3 protein-coding genes, 2 tRNA genes and 2 pseudogenes are annotated in these 6106 nt (G+C 63.6%); 3 read left to right on the top strand and 4 right to left on the bottom strand.

Going from position 1 to position 6106, the window contains the following annotated elements:
• Nucleotides 1–259: pseudogene (locus BN1132_RS01605) on the top strand (response regulator); the annotation flags it as partial.
• Nucleotides 260–264: 5 nt separating this feature from the next.
• Here BN1132_RS01605 and BN1132_RS19255 read toward each other — a convergent pair.
• Nucleotides 265–453 (bottom strand): annotated as a pseudogene (locus BN1132_RS19255) (YbfA family protein); the annotation flags it as partial.
• 215 nt (nucleotides 454–668) lie between these two features.
• Between BN1132_RS19255 and BN1132_RS01600 the strand changes: the two are divergent.
• Nucleotides 669–956 (top strand): hypothetical protein, encoded by a 288-nt coding sequence (locus BN1132_RS01600; RefSeq protein WP_042074377.1) that lies wholly within the window; start codon nucleotides 669–671, stop codon nucleotides 954–956.
• Nucleotides 957–1022: 66 nt separating this feature from the next.
• On the opposite strand, the gene BN1132_RS01595 is transcribed toward BN1132_RS01600, so the two are convergent.
• A tRNA-Cys gene (locus tag BN1132_RS01595) sits at nucleotides 1023–1096 on the bottom strand.
• Nucleotides 1097–1151: 55 nt separating this feature from the next.
• Nucleotides 1152–1227 (bottom strand) — tRNA-Gly (locus BN1132_RS01590).
• A gap of 249 nt (nucleotides 1228–1476) precedes the next feature.
• Between BN1132_RS01590 and BN1132_RS01585 the strand changes: the two genes are divergently transcribed.
• Nucleotides 1477–4914 (top strand): ATP-binding protein, encoded by a 3438-nt coding sequence (locus BN1132_RS01585; RefSeq protein WP_042074375.1) that lies wholly within the window; start codon nucleotides 1477–1479, stop codon nucleotides 4912–4914.
• A gap of 298 nt (nucleotides 4915–5212) precedes the next feature.
• Here the strand turns inward: BN1132_RS01585 and BN1132_RS01580 are convergent, their stop codons facing one another.
• A complete protein-coding gene (locus tag BN1132_RS01580) occupies nucleotides 5213–6019 on the bottom strand; it encodes an SPOR domain-containing protein (protein WP_052446994.1) in 807 nt (268 codons plus the stop codon).
• Between the last annotated feature and the right edge of the window lie 87 nt (nucleotides 6020–6106).

Raw genomic sequence — 6106 nt, 5'->3', positions numbered from 1 at the left:
GGTACCCGCCCTCCCCCAGGCGCCGCCGACCCGGCTGCGCATCCTGGTGGTGGATGACAACCACGCCAACCAGACCCTGCTGCGCCAGCAGCTCAAGCACCTGGGGCACGACGTCAGCGTGCGCAGCAACGGGCTGGAGGCCCTGCGCGCCGTCGCCAGCCACTCCTTCGATCTCGTCATCACCGACTGCCAGATGCCGGTCATGGACGGCTTCGAGCTGACGCGCAACCTGCGTGCCCGCGGCCATGAGCTGCCCGTCTGNNTCCGCTCCCCTCGCTCGCTCATCTTGAGCCACACCGGCTTGGTGCTGGTCTTGTTCCAGATGCGGTGCAGGTAGCTGTAAAAACGGGCGCGGTCGCGGCGAAACAGCATCACCGGGAAGGCGAGCAGACCCGCCACCAGGACGAAGATGCGGCGAAGGATTATCTGAGTCAGGGAGAAGGGATGAAACATGATATAACGCCTCACTGGTAAGACCACTGAGCAAAGATTACTCCACAAGCTGTAGGATTACTACACCGCAATGGCCATTTTTTTGTAAAAAAATGGCTAAAAAGCCATAAAATGAAATTGGGTTACATTTTTTAACCAAAAAACAACAAGCGTGGCAAAAAGCGACGGCTGGACCAGAGTTAACGGGGGGATGGGAACGACGGGGAGAGAAGAGGATGAGACTCGCGGATGTGGCGCTCCTGAGCGTGCTGGGACTGCTCGCCTGGAGCCAGTGGCAGGAGTGGCGGCTCAATCGCGCCGACGCCATCGACATCGCCTATCACGGCGTGCCCACCGTCAGCCTGTGGCAGTGCGCGATCCTGACCCAGCGCATGACCGCCCTGGCCGAGCACGGCGGTGAACTGGCGTTCAGGTTCCGGGGGGAGGCGCTGATCGAGATGGAACACCATCTGCACAAGGAGTGGCAACGACAGGGGTGCGATCGACTCGCCGAGCAGCCATGATCTTGGCGCACGGGATGTGCAATCTATTGCTTCAGCTTGCTGCCGACCGGGAAAACAGGGGGAAGATGGAGGCACGTTCCGGAGTCGAACCGGACTAAACGGATTTGCAATCCGCTGCATAACCGCTTTGCTAACGCGCCATGCTGACAAGGCATTGCCTTGAGAGTGATATCCATCGTTGGTGCGATGGAGAATTGGAGCGGGAAACGAGACTCGAACTCGCGACCCCGACCTTGGCAAGGTCGTGCTCTACCAACTGAGCTATTCCCGCATGACTGCTTGCGTGCCAGTTGCCTGACAACGAGGCGCATTATACGTACCCCGAGCCCGGGCACAACCCTTTTTTATGACTTTGCGCGCTTTTTCGGAGCGTTTGCTCAGGCTTTGAACGCCTTGGTCGAAAATCCCGCCATTCCCTGTGACCCGGCGAGCGAATTTCAGATAAAGCCATTGAAATAGTTAGCCTTTAGTCAGAAACTCGTCGCGCTTAGTAACTGGATTCTCAATTGAAAATCGCGCGATGAAATGGATCTTCAGGCCTCGTGGGCTCAGACCCCAGCTGATGCTGGCTTTCTTCATGTTGGGCCTGGTACCCTTCCTGGTCGTCACCCTGTTTTTCCTCTATAGCCACGGCAAGGATCTCACCACCCAGACCTCCAATCACCTGGTGTCGGTGCGCAACATCAAGAAGAGCCAGCTGGAAGACTACTTCGACAACCTCAGGGAGCAGATCATCAACTTCTCCCAGCAGGACTTTGCCGGCAACAGTATCGGCCGTTTCTACGGCTTCACCGGCGCCTTCGAAAAGCTCGGCACCACCCCCCAGGAGGCCCGCGCCCGCGCCCAGGCCCGTTATGTGCCCGGCTCCTGGGATCAGCTGCAAAAACCCGACAGCACCAGCGACATCGAGCCCTCCATCAGCGCCCTCATCCTGGCGGACGAGATGTATGGCCGGGTCCACCAGCGCTTCCACCGCGGCTATGCCGACATGGTGCGCAAGTCCAACTACAGCGACATCTTCCTGGTGGATCTCAACGGCGACGTGGTCTATTCGGTCACCAAGCACGCCAACTTCGCCACCAACCTGCTCTCCGGCCCCTATCAGACCAGCGGCCTTGGCAACACCTTCGCCAAGATCAAGCGCCGCCTCGACGGTGGCCAGAAGCCCCAGCAGATCTTCGAGTTCACCGACTTTGGCCGCAACGAGCTGACCGGCCAGGTGGTCGCCTATATGGCGGCCCCCGTGATGCAGTACGACTATGTGCGCGGCGTGGTGATCTTCGAGCTGCTGCCGGACAAGCTGAACCAGATCATGGCCGAGCGGGAGGGACTCGGCGAGACCGGCGAGACCATCCTCATCGGCCCGGACAAACGGATGCGCGCCAACGCCTCCCTGGCCCCCGAGTTCAGCGTGGAGAAGAGCTTCGGCCCCGACTTCCGGCCGCTGCAGACCCCGCTGGTCATCAAGGCGCTCTCCGGCGAGCAGGGGGTGGGCCCCTTCCTCTCCTACCACGATGACGAGGTGCTGGCCGCCTACACCCAGGTCAAGGTGTTCGACACCGAGTGGGCCTTCATCGCCGAGATCTCCACCCGCGAGGCCTATCGCCCCATCCGTCAGCTGGAGACGCTGGTGATCCTGCTGGGGGCAGGCTCATTGCTGCTGCTGATCCTGTTCTCCCGCTGGCTCTCCCACTCCATCACGGCGCCCCTGCGATCCCTCACCGCTGCCGCCGAGCAGGTGGCCGACGGCGCCCTGGATCACCCCATCACCATACCGCGCACCGACGACGACATAGACCGCCTCGCCCAGGCGTTTCGCCACATGCAGCGTTCGGTGAAGGACAAGATAGAGCTCATCGAACGCCAGACCCAGGAGCTGCAGCAGCAGGTCAAGCTGACCCACAAGCAGAACCTCAGCCTGCAGCAGGCGGACAAGCTGAAAGACGAGCTCCTGGCCAACACCTCCCACGAGCTGCGCACCCCCATCCACGGCATCAAGGGGATGGCCGAATCCATGCTCGCCAGCCAGCAGGATCTCACCGAGGGGCAACAGAAACAGCTCGGCCTCATCATCAAGAGCGCCGACGGTCTGGCCCGCCTGGTGGACGATCTGCTCGACTACCACCAGATGCGCTACGGCCAGCTGGAGATCCACCCCCAGCCGGTCTCCTCCAAGGGCGTCATCCGGCTGGTGCTGGATCTCTGTCAGCACCTGGTGCAGGCCAAGCCCCTCACCCTGGTGGACATCAGCCCCGCCGAGCTGCCGCCGGTGCTGGCGGACGAGCAGCGCCTCGAACAGGTGCTCTACAACCTGGTGGGCAATGCCATCAAGTACACCCCCCAGGGCAAGGTGGTGCTGAGCGCCCTGGTGGAGGGCAACTTCCTGCGCATCAGGGTGACCGACACCGGCATAGGCATAGCCCCGGATCATCTGGAGCACATCTTCGAGCCCCTGGTGCAGATGAGCCCTGAAGTGAGCAAGCAGGGAGCCGGTCTCGGCCTCTCCATCACCCGCCAGCTGGTACATCTCATGGGGGGCGAGCTGTTTGTGGAGAGCGAGCCGAGCGTCGGCTCCACCTTCGCCTTCACCCTGCCGCTGGCGAGCGGCAAGGCGGGCAGCCTGACCCTCGACAGCCGTCAGATAGAGCACCAGCTGGTGCGTCAGCAACCCATCATCCTGCCGGACTGGGAGAGCGATGACCTCCCCCCTCCCCCCGAGGATGCCCCCCTCATCCTGGTGGTGGACGACGAGCCCATCAACTTGCACATACTGCGCCACCTGCTGCAGCCCTGCGGCTATCGCATCCTGCCCAGCAGCGACGGCCACGACGCCCTGACCAAGCTGGCTCAGGAGCCGGTCGACCTCATCCTGCTTGACGTGATGATGCCCACCCTCTCCGGCTTCGACGTCTGCCGCCGCCTGCGCCAGCAGCACCCCAAGGACAAACTGCCGGTACTGCTGCTCACCGCCCTCAACCAGCCCAAGGAGATCGAGGAGGGCTTCAACGCCGGGGCCAATGACTATCTGGTGAAACCCTTCTGCAAGGAGGAGCTGTTCGCCCGGGTCAAGGCCCTGCTGGAGGCGATCGCCGGGCGCGCCTCCCTGGTGGAGAACCGATTGCTCAAGCAGGAGATAGAGCATCGGCTGGTGCTGCAGGAGCAGCTGCATCAGGATCAGGAGCGGCTGCTGGCCCTGCTCGGCGAGGGGGCCGACCCCATCGTCTTCATCGACGGTCAGGGCGTGGTGCTGTTCGCCTCCCGGGCACTGGCCCGCCTGCTGGGCCAGGAGCCGGAAGCCATGGAAGGGCTGCCCCTTGACGAGTGGCTGGCCAGCCCGCTGGCCAGCCAGTGGCCCGACATGGCGGCGCACCCGGAGCAGGATTTGAGCTTCCTGGTGGCGGGCCAGAGGGATGCCCTCAATGCCCGCGCCCTGCCCATCAACCTTGGGGGGCAGCACGCCTATGCGCTGACCCTCAGCACCGAGCAGCGGCCCGACGACAACCGGGTGATGGCGCTGGAGAACGCCCTCAAGAGCCTGTCGCGCCAGGCCATCATCGAGGATGGTCATCTGCTGGGGGAACTGAGCCGGCTCGGCGGCGAATTCAGATCGCTCGCCGACAACCTCATTCGCCAGCAGGATGACGAGCCCCTGCGCCGCGCCCTGGTGGACACTATGCGCCTCACCCTGGATGCCTGGCAGCAGAGCACCGGCAAGGGCAAGATAGTGCTGGCGGAGAAGAGCAAGCTGTGGCGGGTCTACATGGACCGATCCAGCCCCCAGACCCGCACCCTCGACAAGTACCTGAGCCTGGACACCCTGCCCAAGGCACCGCGCTGGAAGACGGTGGTGGCCAGCGCCGAATATGTGCTCAAGCAGTGCCCCCTGAACGAGGTGCAGCAGCAGAGCCTGCTCCAGAGCACCCAGCGCCTGCGCCAACTCGCCAGCCGCAAGGGCTGATGAGCCGGCACGCTCTCGGATGGCGTTTATCCCGTTGACGGAATGAGCCTGAGACATGGAGCTGATGGCATGCCAGAAACAGCACACCCGCGAATGACGCGGGTGTGTTGCATTAGGACTGTCTCATCGAGGACGAAGGGGGAACGCCTCCAGCGCTGCACGATTGCGCAAGCGACCAGGAGACAAGGGCAGACAGCCTACCCCATATCAGCCTCCCCTTGCCTATCCCACCAGGGCGCCGGCAACCCAAGCCCCATGGGATCAGCCTGTTCACTCAGGCCCATCCCTTTCTGCTGGCTTATGACTTCAACTCTCGATTCACCTGGGCAAAGGACTTGGGCCAGGGCTCCGCCTTCTGCAGGGCTGGCGACAGCTGGCGAATGGCCGCCTGGGCCTGGCTCAGGCCGGCATACTCCCCCTTCAGCACCACGTACCAGGGGCTGCCGTGGAACCGGGTCTGATAGATCCACACCTGACCGACGAGCCGATTGACGCGCACGAACTGCGCGACGGCATCCAGACTGCTCGCGCCCATCAGCTGGATGCTGAGGTGGTTGATGTTCTTCTGGTGCAGGACGCTGGCGGGCGTCAGGCTGACCTTGCCGGACGCCTTGCCTTGCGGCGCGGGGGCCGGCTTGGACACCGATGTCGCTGCCGGCTTGGACACGGGCTCGGGGATCGCGGCAGGCTCGGCCGCAACCAGGGGCGCCGAGGGGGCGGCAGCTATTGGCGGCTCAGACGGTACGACCTCTTCGGCCACGATGGGCAGGGCGCCGCTGACCGGCGCATCCAGCATGGGGGTCAGCCTGCCGGCCGCACCGTCGGCCTGCCCCTTGATCGACTCGGGCGAGGAAGGCAGGGGGAACCCGGTCTCAGCCGGTGGGCTCAACGTCGCTGCGGCGCCACTGGCCCCATCCGGGCCAGCAGCAGACAGACTGGCCTCCGCCGGTGCAGGAGCGACCTCCCCCACCTCGGGCTCGTCCTTTCGGGCAGAAGGATCTGAATAACTCAGCACCAGGAAGCACAAGATGCCGGCGGCCAGACCGATCCCTGTCTGGCGAATGAGAGAGGCGGGGTGGCACTTGCGCAGATGGCATCCGGTCATATGTCCTCCTGGACGGCATGAGAATGGGGGGGCCGGTGCGGCAGAAAGGCATCATGGCCGGCATCGGAACCGGCGGCTCCCGGCGGC

It is taken from the genome of Aeromonas sanarellii (assembly GCF_000820085.1).
Classification (GTDB): Bacteria; Pseudomonadota; Gammaproteobacteria; order Enterobacterales; family Aeromonadaceae; genus Aeromonas; species Aeromonas sanarellii.
This window is presented reverse-complemented; position numbering and strand designations above follow the sequence as displayed.

What these genes read in the sequence shown, in the direction of transcription:
- BN1132_RS01600 (WP_042074377.1), top strand. Translation starts at nt 669, where the DNA reads ATGAGACTCGCGGATGTGGCGCTCCTGAGCGTGCTGGGACTGCTCGCC.
- BN1132_RS01585 (WP_042074375.1), top strand. Translation starts at nt 1,477, where the DNA reads ATGAAATGGATCTTCAGGCCTCGTGGGCTCAGACCCCAGCTGATGCTG.
- BN1132_RS01580 (WP_052446994.1), bottom strand. Translation starts at nt 6,019, where the DNA reads ATGACCGGATGCCATCTGCGCAAGTGCCACCCCGCCTCTCTCATTCGC.